Origin of the sequence: Streptosporangium sp. NPDC002721, assembly GCF_042888905.1 — a bacterium.
Lineage (GTDB): Bacteria > Actinomycetota > Actinomycetes > Streptosporangiales > Streptosporangiaceae > Streptosporangium.
The window spans coordinates 298996-322981 of record NZ_JBIAQI010000006.1; the positions used below are offsets into that span (position 1 = coordinate 298996).

A 23986-nucleotide genomic window follows, 5' to 3' on the forward strand; every position below is an offset into this window, starting at 1 on the left:
GACGTACCGGACCACCGCCCCTCGGTCCGAGGACGAGCCCGCCCCCGGGCCGGTTCGACGACAAGATCGCTTGGATATGATCTTGTGGTGGCGGGATCGGTGTCGGCGCGGCGCCGGGACCGCCGCCGCGGCCGGTGATCCGGCGATGATCCGCCCCCGTGACGGCGGAGCGGCCCGCTCGACGCGGCGGGCCTGTCGCCGGGTCGCCGGGCATCGCGGCGCGCGCGCCGGGCCGGGGCTCAGCGGGCCGGGAACCGCAGGACGCGGTCGTCGCCGTCCCGCACGTCGCCGCGGCCGTCCGTGTTGGAGGTGGTGACCCACAACGCCCCGTCCGGTGCGACCTGTACGGTCCGCAGCCTGCCGTGGCGCCCTTCGAAATGGGCGGAGGGCCTCCCCGCGCTGTCACCGGCCAGCGGGACGGCCCACAACCGCTCGCCGCGCAACGCCGCCACGTACGCCGTGCCACCCGCGATGGCCATGCCCGACGGTGACGCCTCGTCGGTGGACCAGGTGACGAGAGGATCGGTGTAGCGTCCTCCGGCGGTGTCGCCCTTCCCCTCGACGGCCGGCCAGCCGTAGTTGCGCCCCGGTTCGATGCGGTTGACCTCGTCGAGCTCGTTCTGCCCGAACTCGGTGGCGAACAGCCGTCCCGCCGCGTCCCAGGCCAGTCCCTGCACGTTGCGGTGTCCGAGGCTGTACACCGCCGAACCCTCCGTCGGGTTGCCCGGGGCCGGGTCCCCGGCGGCGGTCAGGCGCAGGATCTTGCCGTTGGGACTCGCCGGATCCTGGGACAGCGAGGTCTCCCCGGCGTCGCCGGTGCCGACGTAGAGCAGGCCGTCCGGGCCGAAGGCGATGCGCCCGCCGTTGTGGAACCCGGCCTTGGCGATGCCGTCGAAGACGAGCCGCGGCTCTCCGCCGTCGAGCCGGAAACTGACGACGCGGTTGTCCTGTTCGGCGGTGAGGTAGGCGTACACCAGGCCGTCGTCGGAGAAGTCCGGCGAGACGGCGAGGCCCAGCAGGCCTCCCTCACCGCTCGCGACCACCCCCGGCACCTCGTACACGGCGCGGGGCGCTCCCCCGGGCGTCAGCCGCAGCACCCGGCCGGTGTCGCGCTCGGCGACCAGCGCGTCGCCACCCGGCAGGAACGCCAGTCCCCACGGGACGTCGATGCCCCGTACCACCTCTTCCCCGGCACCGAGATCCGGCGTTCCCGACGGCACGCTGGCCGCGCCGCTCGCGACGACGGCGGGACCGGTGGCCCCGCCGGACCGGTTCTCGCCGCCGGCGCCGACGCTGCAGCCGGTGACGGCTCCGATCATGAGCAACGTCGCGATCGTCCGCCGCCGCCCGCTCGCCGTGCCCACTGCCATGGGTGCCTCCGAAACGAATGTGGCGTCGCCTCCGGACCACCGGCCGGCGACGCTCGGACCTTCTCCACCTCCCGGGGCCACCGGTGTCCGTCCCTGCCGGGGGTTCCCGCGTTCCCGGTGAGGCGTCACCGTCCAGCTTCCCAGAAGGTTCCCCTCCTCCCGCACGGCCCCGTCACGGTGCCGCGCGTTCCCCAGGGACGGACGGGACGGCGCCATGAGGGGGCCCACCGTCGTCCCGAGGACCGGCAGGACCTCCGGCCTCGGCCGGTTCCGGACGTCGCGTCAGCGGGCCCGGACACGTTGGGTAATCGTACGTACACTGTCTGGCGCAGTCGGTGAGGCCGAACGGCCCGGTCGGGAGAGAGCGGGGTCGGGGAGACGATGAGCGATACCCATCAGGGCGACCAGGCGCCTCGGCTCGCGGGGGAGGCGGCCGGGGGCGGGCCGGAGTCGGTCACCTGTCACGAGGACCTGGTGAAGCTGCTGGCCGAGCAGTTCGCGCGGGCCGACGTGTCACTTCGGGAGCTTCAGGCACGGGCCGACAGAGCGGGCGGAACGCGGCTGCCACGTGCCACCTGCGCCGACATGCTGGCCGGTCGGCGCTTCCCCAAGAAGGCGGTGATGATGGCGTTCCTGCGGGGATGCCGCGTCCCCGACCACCGGCTCCCGGCGTGGGAACGGGCGTGGGAGCGGGTGCGTGTCAGCCGGCTGCCCGCCGGAGCGGTAGCACCCAGGGAGGATCACGGCGCCGAGCCCTCCCAGGTCACGGCCGCACCCGGCGACACGAGAACGCCTCGCGCCCTCCTCCGGCGCCGGCGCCGGGTCGTCCTGCTCGCGGCGGCGGCCGTGCCGGTGGCCGCGGTGGCCCTGAGCGTCGTCGTCAACCGGGGGACGGCGCCGCGACACGGCGTGTACGAGGGAGTGCCCGGCCACTTCGTGAGCCCCGCCCACATCGTCAGCGACGACGGCCGCGCGTTCCCCCGCGGAGGGTCGAGCCGGTTCACCGTGACCGTCGACCCCGCCAACACGGGCGTACGGCTGGTCCGCCGGCTGGACGTGGGCGTCGGCCTGCAGCACGCCACCATCACCGTCAACGGGACCCCGGCCGCGGAATGGCGGCCGCTGCTCGAGGACGGCGTCTACAAGTGGAGGGACCAGGTCGTCGCCATCCCGCCGCACCTGACGGCGGGGCGGCGCTCGCTCGCCGTCGTCAACACGTGCGTGTCCCCCTCGGGCTTCAACGAGTTCCTCTACACCGTGGAGCAGGAGGTCGGCGGTGCCTGGTCGACCGCCGACACCGTCGACATCGGCCGCGGTCACACCGCGAGCGAGGCCGCGCACGGCTACCGCGTCGTCGGGGAGGACTGGGCCGGTCCCCAGACCTTCTCCTATCCGCCGCGGAAGGAGGACTGGCGCGTCCGGTGAGCTCCCGCGGCCGGCGACGACCTTCTTGGCCAGGTCCATCAGCTGGGGGCCGAGCAGCGGGCCGCACTCGACGATGTAGTTGATCTTCCCGTCGGCCAGGGCCTGCATCCCGTCCTTCACCGCGTCGACCGTGATGATCTTGATGTCCTTGCCCGGCACCTTGCCCGCGCCCTCGATCGCCTCGATCGCGCCCAGCCCCATGTCGTCGTTGTGCGCGTACAGCACGTCGATGTCGGGGGTGGACTTCAAGAACGCCTCCATCACCTCCTTGCCCTTGGCCCGGGTGAAGTCACCGGTCTGCGAAGCGGCGATCTCGAACTTCGGATCCGCCCCGATCACCTCGGCGAAGCCTCCGTGGGCGACTAGCGCACCGCCGACGTGCTGGCCCTGAGAACGAGACGGGGAGACACGACGTGACGCTCACGCACGTACGGCCCCTCCGTCTCGATCTGCCGCACGAGCACGTCGATGCTGCGCCTGCCCACGGCCCCGAAGTCCTGTCTGATGGTCGTGAGGGGAGGAAAGAAGAACTCCGCCTCCGGAATGTCGTCGAACCCCACGATGTCGATCTGGCCGGGAACTCTCACTCCCTGTTCCATGAAGGCACGAAGCACGCCCAGGGCCATCTGGTCGTTGGCCACGAACACGGCGGTGACCTCGTCGGTCATCGCGGCCAGCCGCTGCCCGGCGCGGTAGCCGGAGCGCGGGCTCCAGTCGCCGGCCAGGAGGTCGGGAACCGGACGGCCGGCGGCGGTCAGCGCCTCGCGCCAACCGTGCGCGCGGCCCTCCGCCTCCAGCCAGTTGGCCGGGCCGCTGACGTGCCAGACCGTCTCGTGCTTCAGGTCCAGCAGGTGCCGGGTCGCCAGGACGGCGCCCTTGACCTGGTCGACGCTGACCGCCGACACGCTGTCCGTCCGGCCTCCCTCGACGGCCACGGCCGGCATGCCCGGCGGTATCTCCTCCAGGGCCTCGGCCGCCGAACGCTGCGGGGCGACCACGACGATGCCGTCCACGCCCTGCTCGGTCAGGTAGCCGATGGCCTCGAGCACTCTCGCCCTGTCGATGGTCCGGAGGCTCACGATGCTGATGAAGTAGCCCGCGTTCCTGGCGGCCTGCTCGATGCCGTAGACCGTGCTCGCGGGACCGTACAGCGTCGTGTCGAAGCTGACGACACCCAGGCGGCGGGAGTTCCTGGTGACCAGTGCTCGCGCGACGAGATTACGCCGGTAGCCCAGCAGGTCGATCGCGCGCAGAACCTGGTTCCTGGTCTCCTCGCTGACGTTGGGATGCTCGTTGAGCACACGCGAGACCGTCTGATGCGACACGCCCGCCACCTTCGCCACGTCCGCCATGATGGGCGGGCGACGCCTCGGGCCAGATCCCACCGGCGCTCCTCTCATGTGACCCAGGAAGACTGTGAGCGTTAACGCCTCATCGCGTCGACAACCGCGCGCATCACGTACGAGAGCCGCAACGACTTCCCCGTACGGCGAGGGACCGGCGATCGATTCCACACATCGCCGGGGCGGTCTCCCACCGTTCCGGTGTGAGACCGCCCCGCGGATCCCCGCCCGCGTCAGACGCGGGTCCAGCGCTGGTTGGCGGCGCCGTTGCAGGACCAGACCTGGAGCTTGACACCGTTGGCGGTGGAGTGGTTGGGCACGTCCAGGCACTTGTTCGCGCCGAGGGCGGTGATGCTCCCGTCGCTGTTGAGGCGCCACTTCTGGTTGTTCTGGCCGTTGCAGTCCCAGATGTGCACCACGGCGCCGTCGGCGGTGCTCATGTTGGCCACGTCCAGGCACTTGTTGCCGTACACCCGCAGCTCACCCGCGCCGGTCTGCGTCCACCGCTGGTTGTTCTGGCCGTTGCAGTCCCAGATCTGCGCCAGGGCGCCGTTGGCCTGCGAGACGTTCGCGACGTCCAGGCATCTGCCCGAACCCACGCCGCGGAGCCCGTTCACGGGCGAGGGGGTCGGCGTCGAGCCGGGGTCGCCGGGCTGGCCGATGCTGCCGGAGACCGACTGGAGTGCCGCGTACCAGGCGGCGGCCATCTTGTCGTAGCCGCCAGCGGTGGGGTGGATGCCGTCGATCAGGTCGGACGTGGTCAGCTTGCCGTGCATGTCGACCAGGTGGACCCGCTTGCCGCTGTTGACCTTGTTCTGCACGATGCCGGGGATGGCCGCGTTGAAGGTGCGGGCGGCGGCCTCCTGCCCGGAGTTGGACAGCGGGATGATGGTGGCGACGAACACGTCCGCGTCCGGCACCGCCGTCGTGATGCGGTCGATCAGGGTGGACAGCCGCTGGGGCGCTCCGGACACGTTGTAGTTCTGCAGTATGTCGTTGGTGCCGATGTGCAGCAGCACCGTGCGCGGATTCTGGGTCCGCGCCCAGTTGGTGATGTTCGCGTCGATCTGGTCGATACGCCAGCCGGGGTGTCCCTGGTGGTCGTGGTCACCCAGGCTGCCCGGCCCGTTGAACTGCGACCCGACGAAGTCCACCGTGTACCGGCCGGAGACCAGCCGCTGCCACAGGCCGATGCGGTATCCGCCGGGCACCTGTGTGCCCTCGGTGATCGAGTCGCCCAGCGGCATGACCCGCACCCCGCCGTTGGACTCCGCGCCGGCGACGCTCGCCTGCGTCACCGCGCCCAGGGCGACCATGGTCACGGCCAGGAACGCCGCCCCGACCCACCGTCTCCACCCGCGCATGCTCAACCTCTTTCCGGCAGCTGAGAGCGGTCGCCGCTGACAGCTCGTGTAGCGCCAACAGTTTGTGTTCGGATCACTCGCCGACGAATGTCATGCGGTGGCAGGCCTGACGGTCGGGCCTGACGGCTCGGGCGCATCGCGGATGTCCGCCGACCACCCGTAAGCCGCCAGGCCCGACGCGTCAGGTCGATCTGGGCTTTCTCCGTACGGGAAAGCCTCCGGTCAAGGGATCGGCGACCGCGAGGGGCAACCCCGTGGATGTGGTGTCCGCCGGGGATTCGCGGTCGCTGAACACGCGTTTTGAGGATGGGAGGAATGGGAGGATGTGAGCGCTAACATTCCGCCTGTCGGCCTTGGCTTCTTTCTGTCGAACGGTTGTGGTGGTGGAGCGGAGCAAACACCAGACGGAGAGAAGCTGTCAAGAGTACGAAACATAGCGCGCCGGAAGCAGCGAGAGGCGGGCATGGCCCATCTGGTGTTTTGCGGGCACAGCATCAGGCCGGACAGGCCGATGTGATGAAAATTTCACGAAAGCCGTCCGGCCTCGGGCGACAGGACCGCGGCTTTCAGGGGGCCGGAAGACATCGACGCAGGTGCACGACATGTGTAGCAAACAGCGGTAAAGAAGCTCGCTAGATGAGCTTGACACATTTTGTAATAGTTTCCACACTGAGTCCCCGAGACGGCCCCATGCCAAATCGGTGGTGGGCGGCAGGGGCCGTCGATCACGACGCCCCGGTGGTGTGCGTTCCCTGACGACGGAACGCGGCGTCGATCCCGCGGACGTCCCCTCGCGACCGTCCGCTTCCGCGTTTCCGTGATGCATCTATGGAGGCTCAGGCATGGACACGAACGCCATACCCCCGCCCGGCACCCGGCGACCCCTCGGCGGCCTGCGCCGGGCCCTGATCGTCGGCGCCCTCGGTACCCTCGTGCTCGGCACGTTCACGGCGGTGGCCGGCCAGGTCTCCGCAGGTGCCGCTTCCAGCGGCGCCGCCTCCGCCGGCGCGGCGGCGTCCACGCTGGGCGCGGCGGCCCAGCAGAGCGGGCGCTACTTCGGCACCGCCATCTCGACGAGCAGGCTCGGCGACTCGCAGTACACGACGATCGCCAACCGCGAGTTCGACATGATCACCGCCGAGAACGAGATGAAGATCGACGCCACCGAGCCCAACCAGAACCAGTTCAACTTCACCAACGGCGACCGCGTCTACAACTGGGCGGTGCAGAACGGCAAGCGGGTGCGTGGCCACACCCTGGCCTGGCACAACCAGCAGCCGAACTGGATGCGGTCGATGGAGGGCAGCGCGCTGCGCCAGGCGATGATCAACCACATCAACGGCGTGATGAACCACTACAAGGGCAAGATCTACGCCTGGGACGTGGTCAACGAGGCCTTCGCCGACGGCAACTCCGGCGGGCGGCGTGACTCCAACCTGCAGCGCACCGGCAACGACTGGATCGAGGTCGCCTTCCGCACCGCGCGCGCCGCCGACCCGGCCGCCAAGCTCTGCTACAACGACTACAACATCGACAACTGGACCTGGGCCAAGACCCAGGGCGTCTACAACATGGTCCGCGACTTCAAGGCGCGCGGCGTGCCGATCGACTGCGTCGGCCTGCAGTCACACTTCAACAGCCAAAGCGCCTACAACAGCAACTACCGCACCACCATCTCCAGCTTCGCCGCCCTCGGCGTCGACGTGCAGATCACCGAGCTCGACATCCAGGGCGGCTCGGCCCAGACCTACGCCGCCGTCACCAACGACTGCCTGGCCGTGGCCCGCTGCACCGGCATCACCGTCTGGGGCGTGCGCGACAGCGACTCCTGGCTGGGCGCCAACACCAGCCCGCTGCTCTTCGACACCTCGGGCAACAAGAAGGCCGCCTACACCTCGGTCCTCAACGCCCTCAACGCCGCCGACCCGAACCCTGACCCCGATCCGACCCCCACCCCCACCCCGACCGCGGGTGGCGGTACCGGGCAGATCAGGGGCGTGGCCTCCGGCCGCTGCGTGGACGTGCCGAACTCCTCGACGACCGACGGCACCCAGGTGACCCTGTGGGACTGCCACACCAACCCCAACCAGCAGTGGACCTACACCTCCGCGCAGGAGTTCCGGGTCTACGGCAACAAGTGCCTGGACGCCGCCGGCACCGCGAACGGCGTCAAGGCCCAGATCTACGCCTGCCACGGAGGCAACAACCAGAAGTGGCGCATCAACACCGACGGCAGCATCACCGGTGTGCAGTCCGGACTGTGCCTGGACGCCGCCAACAACGGGACCGCCAACAGCACCCTGATCCAGATCTACGCCTGCCACGGAGGCAACAACCAGAAGTGGACCTGGAACGGCACCCCGGGAACCACCGACCCGACGCCGACGCCGACACCGGATCCGGGCGGCACGTGCAATCTCCCGTCGACGTACCGGTGGAACTCGACCGGTGTGCTGGCCAACCCGAAGTCGGGATGGGTCTCGCTCAAGGACTTCACCGTCGCCCCCTACCAGGGCCGCCAGCTCGTCTACGCCACCACCCACGACTTCGGCACCAGCTGGGGCTCGATGAACTTCAACCTCTTCACCAACTGGTCGGAGATGGCCTCGGCCGGCCAGAACACCATGTCCTCCGGCACCGTGGCCCCCAGCCTGTTCTACTTCGCCCCACGAAACATCTGGGTCCTCGCCTACCAATGGGGCGGACCCGCCTTCTCCTACCGCACCTCCAGCGACCCCACCAACCCCAACGGCTGGTCAGCCCCCCAAACCCTCTTCTCCGGCAGCATCACCGGATCAGGCACCGGACCCATCGACCAGGCCGTCATCGGCGACAGCACCAACATGTACCTGTTCTTCGCCGGCGACAACGGCAAGATCTACCGGGCCAGCATGCCCATCGGCAACTTCCCCGGCAGCTTCGGCTCCACCTCAACAGTGATCATGAGCGACACCACCAACAACCTCTTCGAAGCCGTCCAGGTCTACAAACTGGCCAACCAGAACCGCTACCTCATGATCGTCGAAGCCATCGGCTCCCAGGGCCGCTACTTCCGCTCCTTCACCGCCACCAGCCTGGGCGGCACCTGGACCCCCAACGCCACCACCGAAAGCAACCCCTTCGCCGGCAAGGCCAACAGCGGCGCCACCTGGACCAACGACATCAGCCACGGCGAACTCCTGCGCACCAACGCCGACCAGACCATGACCGTCGACCCCTGCAACCTCCAACTCCTCTACCAGGGCCGCAACCCCAACTCCAACGGCGTGGACTACGGCCTGCTGCCCTACCGGCCCGGCCTGCTGACACTGCAGCGCTGAGCGGATGACACGGACCGGCTGTTCCTGACGTCCACCGCGAGGACACACCCCATCGGGTGAACACGACCAGGACCGGGGCGGAACCGACCCGGGCGGGCTCGGTACGAGGCCGAGCCCGCCCGGGTCACATCGTCGAAACCACCGGAGCCCCGGTGCCCGGCCCGCCTCTCCATGCCGAAGCCGCCTGTTGACGCCGACGCCGACGGTGACCCCGACGCCGGGGACCGCGGGGGCCGATCCGGGGTGTGGGCTCGGGCCGGTGCCTGGACGTGAGCGGCGTCTCGCAGGCCAACGGCGCCCAGGTACAACTCTGGGACTGCAACGGCCAGAACAACCAGCGGCTGGACCCGGACCTGACCCCGCCCAGGGCCGCCCGGCCGTCCCGGCCGGGCGGCCCTGGGCGGGTTCTTCGCACGATCCGACCGGAGACCGGTCCGCGGGTGACCGGCGCGACGGCGTCGGGCACGCCGTCCGCGTGGTCCGCCTGCGAGGAGTCAGTCCGTCGACGAGAAGATGCGCTGCTGGATCTCTCTGCGGTAGTCGTCCAGCGTGTTGTCGATGTGTGTCGCCGCGGCCTGGGCCGCCGCTTCCGGGTCGCCGGCGCGGATGGCCTGGTAGATGGCGTCGTGTTCCTCGACGGCCTTGGCCGCGTGCCCGCCTATCGAGCCGCGCAGCCCGATGAGGTTGGACTGGGCCTGCAGCCGGCGGACCTCCCGCACCGCTATCTGGAGGAACATGTTGTGCGAGGCCGTCGCGATGGCGGCGTGGAAGGCGTCGTCGCCCTCGTTGAACAGGTCCTCACGTCCGTTGTCGAACCCGTAGCGGCACACCCCGGCCGACTTCTCGATGTCCCCCAGCTCCGCCGGGGTGGCGCGGCGGGCGGCCAGCCGGCTGGTCTCCATCTCCTGGGCCCGCCGGAACTCGAAGAGCATGTAGACGTGGTCCAGGTCGGTGGGCAGGAAGAAGGACGCCCAGCGCCCGGTGCCGAGCATGCCCTCGTCGTCGGCCACGTAGAGGCCGCGGCCCTTCTGGGCGCGTACCCGGCCGAGCGCGGAGAGTATCTTCACCGCCTCGCGCACGACGGTCCGGCTCGTGCCCAGCTGCCGGGCCAGTTCGTTCTCGGTGGGCATGCGGTCGCCGGGCCGCAGGCGCAACCGGCTGATCAACTCCAGCACCTGCTCCGCGGCCACCTCATAGCCCGGCCGGTACACGCCTTCCGCGCGCGGAGTATCGACCACGCTGCCGCTCCCTCCCTGCCACCACCTCCTCAAGGGTACGACCAACCGGGGTCCGGATCACCACAAACTTTCCCGACCTCCGGGGCATTGAATGCTATACATCTGGCCGCATCGCCGGATCCTTGAACCGACGAGAGAAAAGGAAAAGCCCTCTACCTGCGATTAGTCTCGAAAGAGTTCCCACCCTGACAAAGCTTCCCCTGTGAGGAGTCAGAAATAAGTGGGCTTAAGGTCTTGACGCGCCTCGGCGTGAGGAACGTAATTAGTAGCTAAGTCTCCGGGACGCCTCCTGTCGGAGGTTCCCCATCGGCTGGACCGCGTCTGGAGTGGGGCACTCCATGGCGGTGACGCGAACGGTTCCGGCCACCTCGGACCAGGGCGCGGTTGTTCGGCGACACCGGCGAGGACCCGCCGGACGTGGTGTCGGCGCGTGGGCCGACGAAACGGCGTTGAGCCGCCTCGCCGACCGGCTGCGGCTCCCACCCCCCAATGAAGGAGATCAAAGTGGTGTCCCCATCCAGACGTGTCGATATCCGAGCCAAGCGCGGATCCCTCCTCGGGGCGATCGCGGTCGCGGCACTCCTCGTCCTGGCCACGGGCCACGCGGCGCTGAGCAACAGCGTCGGCGCGACCGCGTCGTCCACGGCTGCCGCCGCCCTCGCGCCGACCGCCGGGTGCGGCAAGGCCCCGGCGCTGGCGAGCGGCACGCACACGATCCAGAGCGGCGGCAAGACGCGCTCCTACATCCTGAGGCTGCCCGACAACTACAACAACACCACGCCCTACCGGGTGTTCTTCGGGTTCCACTGGCGGGGCGGCACGATGAACGACGTCGACTCGGGCGGCACCAGCGGCTACCCCTGGTCCTTCTACGGCATGCGGCAGCAGTCGAACAACAACGGGATCTTCGTCGCGCCCCAGGGCATCGGCAACGGCTGGGCCAACTCCGGCAACGAGGACGTGGTCCTCGTCGACGACCTGAACAGGCTGCTCGACTCCTCCTTGTGCGTCGACACCTCGCAGCGCTTCGCCATGGGCTTCAGCTACGGCGGCGGGATGAGCTACTCGCTCGCGTGCAGCAGGGCGACGGTCTTCCGCGCGGTCGCGGTCTACGCCGGCGCGCAGCTCAGCGGGTGCGGCGACGGCAGCCAGCCCATCGCGTACATGGGACTGCACGGCATCACCGACAACGTCCTCAACATCTCCCAGGGACGGTCGCTGCGCGACAGGTTCGTCAGGAACAACGGCTGCACCGCCCAGAACCCGCCCGAGCCGGGGTCGGGCAGCAGGACGCACATCACCACCACCTACTCGGGGTGCCGATCCGGGTACCCGGTCGTGTGGGCCGCCTTCGACAACGGTCACATGCCCGGCCCGGTCGACGGTACCTACGCCGAGAGCGGCGTCACGACCTGGACCAAGGGAGAGGTGTGGAGGTTCTTCTCCCAGTTCGGGGGCACCCAGCCCCCCGACCCCACGCCGACGCCGACGCCGACGGTGACCCCGACGCCGGGGACCGCGGGGCCGATCCGGGGTGTGGGCTCGGGCCGGTGCCTGGACGTGAGCGGCGTCTCCCAGGCCAACGGCGCCCAGGTACAACTCTGGGACTGCAACGGCCAGAACAACCAGCAGTGGGCGACCACCGGCGCCGGTGAACTGCGGGTCTACGGCAACAAGTGCCTGGACGTGGCCGGCCAGAGCACCGCCAACGGCGCCCTGGTCCAGATCTGGGACTGCAACGGCCAGAACAACCAGAAATGGCGCCTCAACTCCGACGGCACCATCACCGCCATCGGCGCCAACAAATGCCTGGACGTCCCCAACAGCGCCACCGCCAACGGCACCAAACTCTCCATCTGGACCTGCAACGGCGGCACCAACCAGCGCTGGACCCGGACCTGACCCCCTTCCTTGACGCTTCGAGGCACCTCCAGGATCCCTCGCCGGGGAAAGCGACGCCCCGGCGAGGGATCCCCTCTCATGGCAGGGCCACTCCCGCGTGCCCGTCCCGGCGGGCCGGCGCGGCCGTCCGCGTGCGGACGGCCGCGCCCGAGGAGTGTCACCCGGCCCGTGAGCGCGCCGCGCGCTCGGCGCGACGGTGCCGCGAACGCCGGGGTCGCACCCGCCGGACCAGCTCCAGCGGGATGTCTCGCCGTTCGTACCGGCCACGTGCACGACGGGATAGGAGTCACACCCGCCGGACCGGCTCCAGCGGGATGTCTCACCGGCCGTTTACCCCACCCCCCACATAAGGAAGTCCCGTGTTCGAATTCTCCTACCCCGCGATGCGGAGGCTGGTGCTGGCCGGAGCGGCCGCGATCGGGTTGACCGCCGCGACCGCTCTGGTGGCGCCGGTCTCCCCCGCGCTGGCGGCCACCACGACCCTGTACGCCTCTCCCTCCGGCACCGGCACCACCTGTTCCGCGGCCCAGCCGTGCTCGCTGCCCGCCGCGCAGACCGCGGTGCGGGCGCTCACCGGCGCGATGTCCGGTGACATCGTCGTGGAGCTGGCGGCCGGGACGTACCGGCTCTCCGCGCCGTTACGGCTGACCGCCGCCGACTCGGGCAACAACGGCCACACCGTCAGGTGGCAGGCCGCCTCGGGCGCCCGTCCCGTGATCAGCGGCGCCAGGGCGGTCACCGGCTGGTCGCTCGCCGACTCCGGGAAGAACATCTGGCGGGCCAACGTCGGCGCCGGGACCGACACCCGGCAGCTGTACGTCGACGGCGCCATCGCCACCCGCGCCCGCACCCAGGTGAACCGGGCGGACTTCACCGCGAACAGCAGCGGCCTGTCCTTCACCAACGGCGCCCTGGGCTACCTGAACAACCTCGCCAACAAGAGCCGGGTCCAGATGGAGAGCGTCAACTCGTTCACGGACCGGTACGTGTCGGTGCAGAACATCACCGGCAACTTCATCACGATGCAGCAGCCCGGCTGGAGCAACAACAACTTCGGCTACGACACCTTCACCAGCCCGCACCGGGCGGGCCCGCTCTACCTGGCCAACGCCTACGAGTTCCTCGACTCGCCGGGCGAGTGGTACATCGAACCCTGGACCGGCGCGCTCTCCTACATCCCGCTCTCCGGGCAGAACATGAGCAGCGTCAGCGTGGAGCTGCCGGTGCTGCAGTCCCTGGTGAACGTCGGGGGCACCTACGACGCGCCCGCGCACCACATCGCGTTCACCGGGATCACGTTCACCGGCACGACCTGGATGGCGCCGAGTGGCAACCAGGGCTACGTGGACCAGCAGACCGGCGTCTACATGGCCGGCAACTGGAGCCGGCCCGCCTTCACCTCCTGTCACAACGGGTGCCCGCAGTTCGAGGCCACCCGGCCGAACTGGTACCAGATGCCCGCCGCCGTGCAGGTCTCCGCCGCCAACAACATCACCTTCAGCGACTCGCAGTTCTTCAACCTGGGGCAGACGGCCATCGGCATCGGCAACGACGCCAACGGCCACACCAGCGGTGTCGGCCTGGGCGCGAGCAACATCACCGTCACCCGCTCCGAGATCGCCCGCAACTCGGCCGGCGGCATCGTGGTCGGCGGCGTGCGCGCCGACGCGCACCATCCCGGCGACCAGCGGATGGTCAACCGGAACGTCACCGTCAGCGACAACCGCATCCACGACCTCGGCGTGGAGTATCGGGGCATCGTCTCGGTCCTGACCACCTACGTCAGCACCGCCGCCGTCACCGACAACGAGGTCTACAACATGCCCTACACCGGCATGTCGATCGGGTACGGCTGGGGCGCCAACGACGCCGGCGGCAGCGACCACTACGCCGGCCGCGGCCTGTACAACTACCAGCCGCGGTACAGCACGCCCACCACCGCGTCCGACAACCGGCTCTCCGGCAACTACGTGCACGACGTCATGCAGCAGATGAACGACGGCGGATGCATCTACACCCTGTCGGCGAACACGGGCGGGCTGATCAGCGACAACTACTGCCTGCGGACCAACGGCCACTTCGGCGTCTACTTCGACGAGGGATCGCGGTACTACACCGCCCGCAACAACGTCTTCTCCTCCACCGGCACCTGGGCCACCGCCAACTACTGGTACGCCGAGAACATGGGGAACTTCACCGTCACCGGCAACTGGTCGACCAACGGCAGCACCAACGTGACCAACGGCGACCGCGGCAACGTCGTGAACAACAACGTCACGGTCACCAACGGCAACTGGCCCTCTGGCGCCCAGGCCGTGATGGCGGCCGCCGGACCCCAGGGAAGCACCCCTCAGCAGGGGGTGCAGCTCGTCGGCACCCAGTCCAACCGCTGCGTCGACGTCCCGAACGCGACCACCACCAACGGCACCCAGGTCCAGCTGTGGGACTGCGGCAGCGGCACCAACCAGCGCTTCACCCACACCTCGGGCAAGCAGCTGCAGGTGTACGGCGACAAGTGCCTGGACGCCAACGCACAGGGCACCGCCAACGGCACCCAGGTGATCATCTGGGACTGCAACGGCGGCACCAACCAGCAGTGGAACGTCAACGCCGACGGCAGCATCACCGGCGTGCAGTCCGGCAAGTGCCTGGAGGCCAGCAACTTCGGCACCGCCAACGGGACCAAGGTCCAGCTGTGGTCCTGCACCGGCACGACCAGCCAGAAGTGGACCCTGCGCAGCTGATCCAGCCCGTCTCACACCCTCGCCGGGACGGTCCGCCGTCCCGGCGAGGGCCATCGACCGAACGTCCCGGCCGCGGAAGGCCGGGACAGGGGGCCGCCCCGGACGAACCCACCTGTCCGGGGCGGCCCGGGGGACGACGTCACCGGAACGCGGTGCCGGGCCTCCCCCACCCCGACGACACCACCGACACGAGGGAAGAACGCCGTATGAGCGGGCCGGGCGACATCGACGACCTCCTGCAGTATCTGGAACGCGAGGGCCTCATCCTCCACCTCGGCGTCGGTGACGCCACCGTGTGGTTCGCGGCCGAGTCGTGCGAGCGGATGATCGCCGAGCGGCTGGCGATGCTGCCCGACGAGCCCCTGGTGAGCGTCGCCACGGCCGCCGCGGTGCTCAACGTCCCGCACTCCCACGTCATCGCCGAGGTCCGCGCCGCCACCCTGGCCGGCCACGACGGCGGCCGGCGGGTCCGGGTGCGGCGCGAGGCCCTGGTGCGGCGCATCACCGCCCTGGGCCTGCGCCACCCGGCCCCCGCCACCGAGCCCTCGAACCTCCCCGGCGGCCCCGCGCGGGGAAAAGCGCGTTCGTAGCCACCGGAGGCCGTCATGACCGAGCGGGGTCCGCGCTCAACGCTCCAGGCGTACGGGTTCGCCCGGCCCGCCGCGACGGACGAGCCAGGCGTCGGTGATGTGGTTGAACGTCGCCTCGGCGGCGCCGTCGGGGTCGTGGGCGGCGATGCGCTCGTAGATGCGGCGGTGGCCGAGGTTGGACGCCACGCACAGGGCCCGCTGGGGCTGGCCCATGTAGCGGGCGGTGTTGATGACCTGGCTCTCCAGGGCCCGCACCACGCCCCGGGCGATGCGGTTCCCGGACGCCTGCATGATCACGTCGTGGAAGGCGCGGTCGTGCTCGGCGTACGTGACGTGGTCGTCCACGAGCTCGTCCATCCGATCCACCAGCGCCCGCAGCCGGTCGACGGTGTCCTGGTCCGCGAAGCGGGCGGCGAGGTTCGCCATGTCGGACTCCAGCACGCGCCGGGTGATGACGAGGTCGTCGAGGATCGCGAGGCTCTCGTCCTCGGCGATGGTCGCCGCGAGGACGAGCTCGTCGAGCATGTCCCACCTCGTCGGCGGGGTGACTATGGTGCCGCTGCCCTGGCGGACCTGCACCAGCCCCTTCTCCTGAAGGATCTTCACCGCCTCGCGGACGACGGTCCGGCTGACCGAGAAGGCGTCGCACAGCGCGGGTTCGGCGGGCAACGGCGTGCCCGGGGGGTGCACCCCCCGCACGATGCGCTCCACCAGCTCCGCCGTCACCGCTCTGGCGAGGTTGGCCGGCCGCCGTACCCAGGCCGGCGGGGGCGCGGCGCTCGGCGGCGACTCCTGCGATGTCGTCATATCTCCTCCGGTGCCGCGGGCGGCGCCACATTTCGACGTCAGTATATGCCACACATATTGACGTCAGACGTCATACGAATTACGTTTCGCCTCAAACCGCGGCCGGGCGAGCCGGCCGTCCTCTGGAAAGCGAACAGCAATGAAGCAGCGAACACTGTGGTCCGCCGTCTTGGTCGCGGGTCTGGCCTTGACCGGCTGCGGAAGCGCCACCCGGCCCACGTCGTCGCCGAGCGACTCCGGCAAGGTCACGAAGCTCGTGGTCTGGGACTGGAAGTCCGGCGACGCGGCCGCGGCCTCCTACGTCCAGAAGGCGAAGGACGACTTCGCCAAGAAGCACCCCGGCGTCACGGTCGAGTTCGTGGCCCAGCCGTTCGACCAGTACTACACCCTGCTGGGCGCGGCCATCCAGTCCAGTACGGGACCGGACGTCATGCTCTTCAACGGGGGCGGCCAGATCCGCGACCGCGTGGACTCGCTCCTCCCGCTCGACCAGTACGTGGCCGAGGACAAGGAGCGCCTGGCGGGCTGGGACGCCTTCAGCAAGGACGGCAAGATCTACGGCGCGCCGGTGACGTTGCAGGGCCACCCGATCTACTACAACAGGACGCTGTACGAGAAGGCCGGACTCGACCCGGCGAGCCCCGCCACGACGTGGAAGGAGTTCGTCGACGACTGCGCCACCATCAAGCAGAAGACCGGGGCCGACTGCTTCGCGCTCGGCAACAAGGAGGGCGCCGGCATCCAGTTCTTCATGTCGGGCCTGGGCTCGGGCATCCTGACGGCGCAGGAGTACGACGACTGGATCGCCGGCAAGCGCGCCTGGGACTCCCCCAACGTCAAGCAGATCTTCAAGCTGTGGAAGGAGGCCGGCGACTCGGGGCTGAACAACAAGGGGGCCAACTCGACCGCGATGTTCAACGACGCCTTCACGGTCTTCAACTCCGGCAAGGCCGCCCACATCATCGGGCTGATGTCGGACATCGGGCACTGGAAGGACTTCAGCGAGTTCCTGGGGGCCGACAAGGTCGGCGTCATGTCGTCCCCGGTCGTCACCGCCGGAACCACCCCGAGCCTCGCGTACGACGGCGGCATCGGCTACGCGGTCGCGAAGTGGGCGAAGGACCCGAAGCTGGCCGCCGACATGGTGCGGTCGCTGACCACGACCGACGCCCTGACCTCCTTCTACGCCGACGCCGGCGCGATCGCGTCCGACACCACGATCGACGTGACGCAGGGCCCCGCGGCCGTCGGCACGCTCGTGTCGCAGCTCAAGGAGGGCAAGCCCGCCCTGCACGTCGCGCTGTCCTCCAAGACCCTGGACCTGATGGGAAGGCTCTCCCAGCAGCTCCTGAGCGGATCGGCGACCGTCGACGAGGTGGTGGAGCAGCTGGCCGCCTCGGATCGGGCGAGCTGATCCTGTGCCGATCCGAGATTCCTCACCGCTGGTCCGCCCGGTCGGTCCCGGACGGACCGGCGGAGGGGAGACGGGGCCGCGGGAACGCCGCGACGACACCGGGACCGTTCCCCGGCCCTCCTCCCGCGCGTGGCGTTCCGAGCGTCTCGCGCCCTACGTCCTGGTGGCCCCGGCCCTGCTGATCATCGTGGCGCTGCGGCTGTGGCCGCTGCTGCTCGGCGTCAACTTCTCCTTCACGGGCGACGGCGAGCGCAACGGCATGATGGTCGGCCTCGACAACTACCTGGAGATGTTCCAGGACGCGACGTTCCAGAGCGCGCTGCGCAACGTCGGGCTGCTGGTGCTGCTGCTTCCGGTGGCGGTGGCCATCCCCGGCCTGCTCGCGACGTTCATCTACCTGCGCGTGCCCGGCCACCGGGTCTTCCGCAGCGTCTACTTCTTCCCGGCCGTGCTCTCACCGGTGATCGTCGGTGCGATCTTCAACCTCATGCTCGCCTTCGACGGCCCGCTGAACACCGCCCTCGCGACGGTCGGCATCGGCCCGGTCGACTGGCTCGGCGACCCGGACGTCGCCATGTTCGCGGTCGTCGGCGTGCACATCTGGGCGACGTTCGGGATGGCGCTGGTGGTGTTCCTCGCCGGGTTCGCCACCCTGGACCCCGCGCTCCTGGACGCGGCCCGGGTGGACGGCGCGTCGCTCCCCCAGATCATCTGGCACGTGATCATCCCGGGTCTGACCCGCACCATCCAGTTCGTCTTCGTGACCACGATGATCGGGATGCTGACGTCCATGTTCGGCCTGCTGTACGTCATGACCAGCGGGGGGCCGGAGGGGTCCACCTACCTGCCGGAGTACTACGTCTGGATCCAGCAGGGACAGATGAACCGCCCCGCGCTCGCCTCGGCCGCGTCGACGGTCCTCTTCCTCATCATGCTCGTGGTGGGGCTCATGCAGATCAGCGTGCTCCGCCGCGCCGGAAGGGAGGACTGATGTCCGGCAGCCGCCTGACCAGGTGGGTGCTCGCCGTCCCGATGGCGCTCCTCGCGCTGGCGACGATCTATCCCCTCGTGTTCACCACCAACGTCGCGATGAAGACCCGGCGCGAGTACGTCCTCGACCGGTTCTCCCCGGCGGCCTCCCTGCAGCCGGACAACATCGTCACCGCGTGGACCAGCGTCGGCATGGGGCGGTACTTCGTCAACTCGCTCGTCGTGGTGACGATCTCGGTGGTCCTGCTGCTGCTCCTGGGGTCGATGGCGGGCTTCGCGCTGAGCCAGCTGCGGTTCCGCGGTTCCAAGGCGCTCTTCCTGGGCTGCCTCGCGGCACTGTTCATCCCGTTCCAAGTGATCATGGTGCCGCTCGCCCGGGTGATGGCGGACAGCGGTCTCATCGACACCTACCCGGGGCTGATCCTGGCCTACGTCGCGCAGTTCCTCCCGTTCACGATCTTCCTGATGACGAGTTACTACAAGACCGTTCCGGGGGAGATCGTCGACGCGGCGAGAATCGACGGGAACACGACGTACGGCGTCTACCGGCGGGTCATGCTGCCGATAGGCACTCCGGCCCTGCTGTCGGTCGGCATCCTCAACGCCCTGTTCTGCTGGAACGACGTGCTCATCTCGCTGCTGATGATGCCCTCGGCCGACCATCGCACCCTCATGGTCGGGGTCACCTCGCTGCGCGGGCAGTACTCCGACGACATCCCCACCTTCGCCTCCGGGGTGTTGATCGCCGCGGTACCCGTGTTGATGGTCTATCTCTTCCTCCAACGTCAGATCGCCGACGGCGTCACCGCCGGTTCCACGAAGGGCTGACATGCGTATTTCGGGGTATCGCACTTTCACGACGGTCCAGGAATGGGATCGCCCGGTCGGTGACGCCAACGGCGTCTACGCCGACGGGGTCGTTCCGGTCTCGATCATCGTCGTCGACACCGACGAGGGGATCACCGGCGTCGGCGTCGGGCCGCACGTGGAGCTGGACAGCGTGTTCGCCGCCATCGAGGGGGAGGATCCGCGCGGCGTCACCGCGCTGTACGACCGCATGCTGCGGCAGACCTTCAAGGCGGGCCACGCGGGGGCGGTCTTCGGGACCATCGGCGCGCTCGACACCGCCCTGTGGGACATCAAGGCGAAGGCGGCCGGCGAACCGCTCTGGCGCCTGCTGGGCGGTCGTGACAGGCGGGTCCCGGCCTACGCCTCGGGCCTGGACATCGGCCTGACCGACGACGAGCTCGTCTCGGTGTACGAGGTCTACGCCCGGCACGGCCTGCGGGCGGCCAAGCTCAAGGGCGGCCTCGACGTCGAGAGTGACCGGCATCGCCTGACGCTGGTCCGGGAGGTCCTGACCGAGGCGGGACGCGGGACGCGGCCGGGCCTGATGCTCGACGCGAACGAGGCCTGGTCGCGCAAGCAGGCGATCCGGCACGTCTGCGAGCTCGAGCGCACCCTGGACCTCACCTGGGTCGAGGAGCCCGTCCGGCGGTGGGACGCCGAGGGCCTGGCCGTCGTCGGCCGCGGGATCCGCGCGTCGGTCGCCACCGGGGAGAACCTCACCGGGCTCGAGCAGTACCGTCCGCTGCTGGCCTCGGGTGCCGTCGACATCGTCCAGACGGCCGTGGTCTGGGGGATCACCCACTTCCTGCGGGTGTCCGCCCTGGCGCACGCCCACGACCTGCCGGTCAGCCCGGTCGGCAACGTCCCGGCCGGCCTGCTGCACGCCGCGACGTCGGTGCCGAACCACATCGCCAGCGAGCTGCAGGACCTGCGGCCGCCGCTCGGCGTGTCCGTCGACCTGTACGTCGAGGGCGGCGCCTTCGTCCTCGGGGACTCGCCCGGCCTGGGCCTCACGATCGACGAGGGCGTCATCACGGGGATCACCCGGCGGCCGGGCACCCTGTCGGCCGACGGTCCCGGCGTCCGGCCGGAACAGGCCGGCCGGCGGCTGCTGGCGGTGTCCGACAACGGCCACCTCGCGCAGCAGCGCCTGCTCGCCCCCCTGGTCATGGACGGTCAGCACCGGACGCTGAGGTGAGGCCCGCCCTCCGGCGCCGGCCGCCCATGACGCATCCCGTACCGGAAGAAGGGAACGCACGTGTGTCCGTCACCCGTGCCGCACGGACGTAAACCGGCCGCGACCCGGGCGGGCCGCGTGATCGTGGTCGCGCCCACCGGGGCCGGGAACGCCGACGACGAGGGGCCGGGTAGTGCGGACCGGCCGCTGGCGACCCTGGAGGAGGCACGCAGACGGGCGCGTGACGTCGCGGCCGAGGGGGACCGCGACGTCACCGTCCTGCTCCTGGACGGGACCTACCGGCTGGCCTCGCCGCTGCGCCTCGGCGCCGCCGACTCCGGCCGCGGCGGGCACACCGTGACCTGGAGGGCGGCGCGCGGAGCCCGGCCCGTGCTGAGCGGCGCCCGGCCCGTCACCGGCTGGGAGCCCGACGGCCCCGGCGGCGCTGCCACGGATGTCTACCGGGCCCACGTCGGCACCGGGTTCGACAGCCGGCAGCTCTACGTCGACGGGATCCCTGCGCAGCGCGCCCGGATCGAGCTGGCACCCGGCGACATCACGCTGACCCCGACCGGTTTCACCGTCGACAACCCGGACCTCGCCTACCTGGCCGCCCTGCCCGACCAGGGGCGCATCGACTTCCAGGCGAGGCTGACGTTCACCAACCGGTTCTCGCCGGTGCGGAGCGTCTCCGGTTCGACGGTCGTCATGCGGCAGCCGGCCTGGGACAACAACACCTACGGCTACGACACCGTCCAGGCTCCGTTCCGCACGCCTGCGTTCTTCCTGCTCAACTCCAGGGGCTTTCTGAGCGACCCCGGCGAGTGGTACCTGGACACCGCGACGGGAACGCTCTACTACAAGCCCCTCCCCGGGCAGGAGATCTCGCGCGCGCGGGTGGAGCTGCCGCGGCTGGAGTCGCTGCTCCAGGTCGGCGGCACCTACGACGAGCCCGCCCGCGACCTGCGCTTCGAGGGCCTGACCTTCACCGGCACCACGTGGCTGCGTCCCGGCTCGCCCGACGGGTACGCGAACCAGCAGACCGGCGTGTTCGTCAGCGGCGTCCAGCCCCACCGGCCGGCCGACGCGTTCACCTCGTGCTCCTCCGGCTGCGCGGGGTTCGAGGCCTCTCGTGACGGCTGGGAGCAGGCCGCCGCGGCGGTGCAGGTGTCGGCGGCGGAGGACATCACGTTCGTCGGCTGCGCCTTCGTCAACCTCGGTTCCGTCGGGCTCGGAATCGGCAACGACGCGGGCGCCTGCGCCACCGGCGTGGGACTGGGCGCGCACCGGGTCTCGGTCGTGGGGAGCACGTTCACCGCGAGCTCCGGCGGTGGCATCGTGGCCGGCGGCGTGGGCCCCGACGCGCACCACCCGTCCGACCCGCGCATGGTCAACAGCGACATCACGCTCCGCGACAACCGCGTCCACGCGACCGCGCTGGAATACCTGGACCAGGCCGCGATCTTCGCCAGCTACGTCACGCGGCTGGCCGTCGAACACAACCACGTCTCCGACATGCCATACATAGGCATCGGGGTCGGTTACGGCTGGGGCGCCAACGACCCGGGAGGCAGCCCCGACTACCTCGGCCGGGGGCTCTACGACTTCCGGCCGGTCCACGACACGCCGACGACGCTGAGCGACGTCCGTATCGCGGGCAACCACGTGCGCGACGTCGTGCGGGCGCTGTCGGAGGCGAGCTGCGTCTACACGCTCTCGGCGATACCCCGTAGCCGCGTCGAGGAGAACTACTGCGAGAACAGCGGGCAGCACGGCCTGTACTTCGACGAGGGTTCCCGCTATCTGAGCGTGAGCCGCAACGTGTTCCTCGGCACCGCGGGGCGGTGGGCGCACGCCAACACCCGCGAGGGCAACCACACCGGCGACCTCACGCTGATCGGGAACCACGTGACCGACCCCGCCGTCACCGGCATCGACGACGGCGAGCGCGGCAACGTCGTCCGCGGCAACGTCACCGTCGCCGGCGGCAACCTCCCGATCGAGGCGAGCCGGGTGATCTACAACGCGGGCCCCACCGGCCCGTACCGCGGCGCCCCCGACCCGCGGCGTCCCCCGGTGGGCGCCTTCCTCGCGGCCGATCCGGCCGCCGTGGGCGCCGGTGATCCGGCCACCCTCACCGCCACGGTGGAGAACCTGGGCGACCGTCCGGTCACCGGCCTGGCCGTCTCGATCACCGTCCCCGAGGGCTGGCGGGCCGAACGCTCCGGCAGGCCGGTGAGGCGTGTGCTGCCCCCCGGCGCCTCGGACACCGAGAGGTGGAGGATCACGGCCCCCGAGCAGTTCGCGCCCCAGGCCGGCCGGGTGCCCGTCAGGGCGTCGGTGGTCTTCCGGGCCGGTGAGGCCGACCACGTCCTGGACAGGTCGCTGACGCTGACCGCGCCCGGCGCGCCACGGGGAGGCCGGTGACCGGGGCGCGAACCGCACCCGGTCGCCGGCCCTGTCCCGGGCACCGTCGATGAGGTCGTGGTACGGCCAGGCCGGCGGCTCGCCGCCCGCATCGTCACGACCGGGAAGGCCGGCCTCGGCCACTTCGAATCCGGCGCCGTGACCTCGGCCACTTCGAATCCGGCGCCCGTGGCCTCGGCCCGGCCGAGAAGGAAACGCCGCCCCCGGCGGTGCCCCTTCGGCGGCGCCGGGGATTCGCCCCGGATGTGCGCATGGGACCGCCGGTGGTGTTAGCGCTCACATAAAGTTCGCCGGTGGGCCGCTTCATTTTTCCGGCGGGAAGGGGGCGTGCGGAGCCAATACGATGCGGCCGATCCGCGTCAAGGAAAGACCCTCGGCCCTTTCCCCGCACTCCCACCCCGGCGGGCCTTCGGCCGCCCTCACGGACACCCGATCGCATCGTGCGGGACCGGCTTCGGGGGGAAACGCTCAGGGACGGCGGCGACCCCCCGTCGTACGCGGCAGGTTCGCCGCGAGTCCTCCCGGCCCGGATTCCGGCGCTGGTCCACGCCCCCGGCGAGCCAGGCCGGCTCCGGGCGGCCCGCCCCCGCTCGCCCACGGGTGCCGCAGCGGGTTCCCCGGTTGTTTCGGGCATCTTTCGAAAGAGCTCTTGTCTGGAATGCCCCGTCAATTTACAGTCTCACACGAGGGTCATGAAAGTCTTGCGAAATTTACCGCCATCCCGTTGAAGGGTGCGACGAACGCTGCCCGCCCCCTCATTCTCCCGAAAGGGTCTCCCGTGTTGCGATTCGGATCCCGGGTGTGCGTCACGCCCGTTTTTGTTAGCGCTAACACATCATGTCGCCGCACTCCGCCCTCATCGAGAACGAAGTCGACCTAAGAGCGGCGGACTCCACCACCGTCTCCGCGTCCGGCGGATCGCCGTCGCCACTCACGCGGCGGCACGCCCGATGAGCAGTCCGGCCGACGAAGCCGGCGCCGACCCCCCGCTCCTCTCCGATCTCCGGGGCGCGCCCCGGCAGGCAC

General features: G+C 70.1%; 15 protein-coding genes and 1 pseudogene. 10 read left to right on the forward strand and 6 right to left on the reverse strand.

The window, feature by feature from the left end:
• Nucleotides 1–239: 239 nt before the first annotated feature.
• Nucleotides 240–1370: a PQQ-dependent sugar dehydrogenase gene (locus ACFYWM_RS10540; RefSeq protein WP_389911808.1), complete on the reverse strand. Its 1131-nt coding sequence runs from the start codon at nucleotides 1368–1370 to the stop codon at nucleotides 240–242.
• A gap of 381 nt (nucleotides 1371–1751) precedes the next feature.
• Between ACFYWM_RS10540 and ACFYWM_RS10545 the strand changes: the two genes are divergently transcribed.
• On the forward strand, nucleotides 1752–2795 hold the full coding sequence (locus ACFYWM_RS10545; protein WP_389911927.1) for a hypothetical protein: 1044 nt from the start codon (nucleotides 1752–1754) through the stop codon (nucleotides 2793–2795).
• An 18-nt stretch (nucleotides 2796–2813) separates the two neighbouring features.
• Here the strand turns inward: ACFYWM_RS10545 and ACFYWM_RS10550 are convergent.
• The 3 genes and pseudogenes from ACFYWM_RS10550 to ACFYWM_RS10560 all read right to left on the reverse strand — a co-directional run.
• Nucleotides 2814–3134 (reverse strand): annotated as a pseudogene (locus tag ACFYWM_RS10550) (substrate-binding domain-containing protein); the annotation flags it as partial.
• 23 nt (nucleotides 3135–3157) lie between these two features.
• On the reverse strand, nucleotides 3158–4147 hold the full coding sequence (locus tag ACFYWM_RS10555; RefSeq protein ID WP_389911922.1) for a LacI family DNA-binding transcriptional regulator: 990 nt from the start codon (nucleotides 4145–4147) through the stop codon (nucleotides 3158–3160).
• A gap of 224 nt (nucleotides 4148–4371) precedes the next feature.
• Entirely contained in the window at nucleotides 4372–5502 is a 1131-nt protein-coding gene (locus ACFYWM_RS10560) for a lectin (RefSeq protein ID WP_389911811.1), read from the reverse strand.
• An 842-nt stretch (nucleotides 5503–6344) separates the two neighbouring features.
• Here ACFYWM_RS10560 and ACFYWM_RS10565 point away from each other — a divergent pair.
• Nucleotides 6345–8822, forward strand: coding sequence for a non-reducing end alpha-L-arabinofuranosidase family hydrolase (locus ACFYWM_RS10565; RefSeq protein ID WP_389911814.1), 2478 nt, complete (start codon nucleotides 6345–6347; stop codon nucleotides 8820–8822).
• A 494-nt stretch (nucleotides 8823–9316) separates the two neighbouring features.
• Here the strand turns inward: ACFYWM_RS10565 and ACFYWM_RS10570 are convergent, their stop codons facing one another.
• Nucleotides 9317–10060, reverse strand: a complete 744-nt coding sequence (locus tag ACFYWM_RS10570; RefSeq protein ID WP_389911816.1) for a FadR/GntR family transcriptional regulator — start codon at nucleotides 10058–10060, stop codon at nucleotides 9317–9319.
• Nucleotides 10061–10567: 507 nt separating this feature from the next.
• Between ACFYWM_RS10570 and ACFYWM_RS10575 the strand changes: the two genes are divergently transcribed.
• The 3 genes from ACFYWM_RS10575 (at nucleotide 10568) to ACFYWM_RS10585 (ending at nucleotide 15296) form a co-directional block, all read left to right on the forward strand.
• On the forward strand, nucleotides 10568–11962 hold the full coding sequence (locus ACFYWM_RS10575; protein ID WP_389911819.1) for a lectin: 1395 nt from the start codon (nucleotides 10568–10570) through the stop codon (nucleotides 11960–11962).
• 359 nt (nucleotides 11963–12321) lie between these two features.
• Entirely contained in the window at nucleotides 12322–14706 is a 2385-nt protein-coding gene (locus tag ACFYWM_RS10580) for a ricin-type beta-trefoil lectin domain protein (RefSeq protein ID WP_389911822.1), read from the forward strand.
• A gap of 206 nt (nucleotides 14707–14912) precedes the next feature.
• Entirely contained in the window at nucleotides 14913–15296 is a 384-nt protein-coding gene (locus ACFYWM_RS10585; protein WP_389911825.1) for a hypothetical protein, read from the forward strand.
• A gap of 36 nt (nucleotides 15297–15332) precedes the next feature.
• Here the strand turns inward: ACFYWM_RS10585 and ACFYWM_RS10590 are convergent, their stop codons facing one another.
• Nucleotides 15333–16103, reverse strand: coding sequence for a FadR/GntR family transcriptional regulator (locus ACFYWM_RS10590; RefSeq protein ID WP_389911828.1), 771 nt, complete (start codon nucleotides 16101–16103; stop codon nucleotides 15333–15335).
• Between the two features lie 139 nt (nucleotides 16104–16242).
• Here ACFYWM_RS10590 and ACFYWM_RS10595 point away from each other — a divergent pair, with 139 nt between their 5' ends.
• From ACFYWM_RS10595 to ACFYWM_RS10615, 5 genes are all read left to right on the forward strand, one after another.
• Nucleotides 16243–17517, forward strand: a complete 1275-nt coding sequence (locus ACFYWM_RS10595; protein WP_389911831.1) for an ABC transporter substrate-binding protein — start codon at nucleotides 16243–16245, stop codon at nucleotides 17515–17517.
• Between the two features lie 4 nt (nucleotides 17518–17521).
• The gene (locus ACFYWM_RS10600) at nucleotides 17522–18508 is read left to right on the forward strand and encodes a carbohydrate ABC transporter permease (protein WP_389911834.1); all 987 of its coding nucleotides are present in this window, start codon (nucleotides 17522–17524) and stop codon (nucleotides 18506–18508) included.
• The gene (locus ACFYWM_RS10605; protein ID WP_389911837.1) at nucleotides 18508–19335 is read left to right on the forward strand and encodes a carbohydrate ABC transporter permease; all 828 of its coding nucleotides are present in this window, start codon (nucleotides 18508–18510) and stop codon (nucleotides 19333–19335) included. The genes ACFYWM_RS10600 and ACFYWM_RS10605 overlap by 1 nt, the downstream gene beginning before the upstream one ends.
• A 1-nt stretch (nucleotide 19336) precedes the next feature.
• Complete coding sequence (locus ACFYWM_RS10610) at nucleotides 19337–20554, forward strand: mandelate racemase/muconate lactonizing enzyme family protein (protein WP_389911840.1); 1218 nt, start codon at nucleotides 19337–19339, stop codon at nucleotides 20552–20554.
• Between the two features lie 117 nt (nucleotides 20555–20671).
• Nucleotides 20672–22960, forward strand: coding sequence for an NEW3 domain-containing protein (locus tag ACFYWM_RS10615; protein WP_389911843.1), 2289 nt, complete (start codon nucleotides 20672–20674; stop codon nucleotides 22958–22960).
• Nucleotides 22961–23986 lie beyond the last annotated feature (1026 nt).

Bases quoted from the DNA above. Each gene is read 5' to 3' on its own strand.
- ACFYWM_RS10540 (WP_389911808.1), bottom strand. From the start codon at position 1,370: ATGGCAGTGGGCACGGCGAGCGGGCGGCGGCGGACGATCGCGACGTTG.
- ACFYWM_RS10545 (WP_389911927.1), top strand. From the start codon at position 1,752: ATGAGCGATACCCATCAGGGCGACCAGGCGCCTCGGCTCGCGGGGGAG.
- ACFYWM_RS10555 (WP_389911922.1), bottom strand. From the start codon at position 4,147: ATGGCGGACGTGGCGAAGGTGGCGGGCGTGTCGCATCAGACGGTCTCG.
- ACFYWM_RS10560 (WP_389911811.1), bottom strand. From the start codon at position 5,502: ATGCGCGGGTGGAGACGGTGGGTCGGGGCGGCGTTCCTGGCCGTGACC.
- ACFYWM_RS10565 (WP_389911814.1), top strand. From the start codon at position 6,345: ATGGACACGAACGCCATACCCCCGCCCGGCACCCGGCGACCCCTCGGC.
- ACFYWM_RS10585 (WP_389911825.1), top strand. From the start codon at position 14,913: ATGAGCGGGCCGGGCGACATCGACGACCTCCTGCAGTATCTGGAACGC.
- ACFYWM_RS10590 (WP_389911828.1), bottom strand. From the start codon at position 16,103: ATGACGACATCGCAGGAGTCGCCGCCGAGCGCCGCGCCCCCGCCGGCC.
- ACFYWM_RS10595 (WP_389911831.1), top strand. From the start codon at position 16,243: ATGAAGCAGCGAACACTGTGGTCCGCCGTCTTGGTCGCGGGTCTGGCC.
- ACFYWM_RS10605 (WP_389911837.1), top strand. From the start codon at position 18,508: ATGTCCGGCAGCCGCCTGACCAGGTGGGTGCTCGCCGTCCCGATGGCG.
- ACFYWM_RS10610 (WP_389911840.1), top strand. From the start codon at position 19,337: ATGCGTATTTCGGGGTATCGCACTTTCACGACGGTCCAGGAATGGGAT.